Annotated in this window: 1 protein-coding gene and 3 pseudogenes; 3 read left to right on the top strand and 1 reads right to left on the bottom strand. The window is 59.6% G+C overall.

Going from position 1 to position 1,914, the window contains the following annotated elements:
• A pseudogene (locus tag EOA38_RS39520) lies at positions 1-488 on the top strand (hypothetical protein); the annotation flags it as partial.
• 68 nt (positions 489-556) lie between these two features.
• Positions 557-889, top strand: a pseudogene (locus tag EOA38_RS35225) (DDE-type integrase/transposase/recombinase); the annotation flags it as partial.
• A gap of 94 nt (positions 890-983) precedes the next feature.
• Here EOA38_RS35225 and EOA38_RS35220 read toward each other — a convergent pair.
• Positions 984-1,187: pseudogene (locus tag EOA38_RS35220) on the bottom strand (transposase); the annotation flags it as partial.
• Between the two features lie 246 nt (positions 1,188-1,433).
• On the opposite strand from EOA38_RS35220, the gene EOA38_RS35215 reads away from it, so the two are divergent.
• The coding region (locus EOA38_RS35215; protein ID WP_145966245.1) for a transposase at positions 1,434-1,914 on the top strand (481 nt) is incomplete at its 3' end.

Here is a 1,914-nt window from a genome sequence, read left to right as displayed (position 1 = left end):
TCCTTGAGGGGCTTGGCTACGACGAGAGCATTGTAGCCTTGATGAAGGAGGCCAGCGGACTCCCGTGTGTTACTACATCTGGCAGTGTTTTGGCTGCGCTGCGCGCGCTCGGCTTGCACAATCTTGCTGTTTTCAGCCCATACGAGGAATGGTTGTCGAACAGGCTTACGGATTTCTTGGAAAGCCACGGTTTTGGCGTGTCGTATCATGCTTGGGGCTTCAATATGGATAGCACTGAGGAGCTGGACCGGTGGGGTCCGATCAATGATTGGGTTATGCCGAAGATTCCTGACAGCGCTGATGGAGTCTTCATAAGCTGCACGAATTTTACTTGGCTGAAGGGCATAAGGCCGCTGGAGCAGCGGCTTGGTCGGGCCGTCGTGACTAGTAATCTAGCGACACTTTGGAACATGCTACATGTTGCGGGAGTGGGCGGTAGGCTTTCGGGAGAAATCGCACGCTTGGCCGACATGCGGCCGGTCAATTGACAGAGCGATATCCTCATTTCCGATCCAATTCGATGTGTTGCAACGTTGGCAAGCCTCCTTAAGATTAGATGTTTAAGGGCTGTCAGTTCGATGAGTCAGTGATCCTGCCTTGCGTGCGCGGGTACCTGGCCTACAATTCTCAGCCTGCGTGATCTCTAGGTGAGAGCATTTCAACCGGCGCAAGCCTGGCGTGACCGGGAAGTGGCATGTCGACGAGATATACATCAAGGTCTGCGGCCGCGCCATCCGACAGTGTCGGCGACACTGTCGAATTCTGAGCGAGCAGGGTGACCTGTCCTCGGCCAAGCAGTTCTTCTGAAAAGGGCTGGCACCTTATGGCCGACCGACCGCGTCGTCATTGATGGTAGCCAGACAACCAGGAGGTAATCGTTTCCTGTGACAGGCGTTTGGTCCCTGGCGGACGGCCGAGGCGCTCGAAAAAAAATTTGACGAGAAGGGGACTGTCAGGAATATTGTGCGTGAGGCCCGTTGTCGTCATTGGCTGACGAACCTCTCGCCGAAGACGACGGCGAATTGTGTCCTGGCCTCGAACCACTCGCGCGGGGCGCGTTTCCATTCCTCGGCGGCGTGATTGAGAACCAGATATAACAGTTTCATTGCCGCGTCGTCATTGGGGAAATGGCCTCGGGTGCGGACGGCGCGGCGCAGTTTCGAGTTCAGCGCCTCGATCGCGTTCGTAACCGGTATGATCATGACGGTGCCACCTGATCCCCGCTGGAGATGAGCGATTTTCGGCGTATGGTGCGACCATCCGGGACAGGGGCACCGGGAGCACGCCATGTGCGGGCAGGCCGATCAATTCGATGAGCTGCGAGCTCGCGTTAGTAGCTGGCCGCCCCTGCGACCTGCCCGGTTGCGCCGAGAGCGCGGATCCGTAGGTGTCGCGTCGCCCGCCGCTCCCGACTGTTTGAGGAGAGGGAGCCGATGAGACGTGTGATTGGAATGGACATCCACCGCACCTTTGCGGAGGTGGTGGTTTGGGAAGACGGCCGGCTGCGCCATCACGGACGGGTCGATATGACCCGCTCGGGACTGGAAGGGTTTGGCCGCAGTTTGCGACGGACGGATGAGGTTGTCGTCGAGGGTACGGGCAACGCCATGGCGGTGGTGCGGGTTCTGTCGCCCTATGTCGGCCGGGTGATTGTCGCCAACCCGATGCAGGTGAAGGCGATCGCCCATGCCAGGATCAAGACCGACAAGATCGATGCCGGGGTTCTGGCGCAGCTCCATGCCAGCGGCTTTCTGCCGGAGGTCTGGGTTCCCGATGAGCGGACCGAGCGGCTTCGCCGCCTCGTTGCGCGGCGCAACCAGGTCGTGCGGCACCGCACGCGCGTGAAGAACGAGGTGCACGGCATCCTGCAGGCGCACCTCGTGCCGAAGTGCCCGCATGCCGATCTGTTCAACC

Source organism: Mesorhizobium sp. M1E.F.Ca.ET.041.01.1.1 (genome assembly GCF_003997355.1).
Taxonomy (GTDB): Bacteria; Pseudomonadota; Alphaproteobacteria; order Rhizobiales; family Rhizobiaceae; genus Mesorhizobium.
This window is presented reverse-complemented; position numbering and strand designations above follow the sequence as displayed.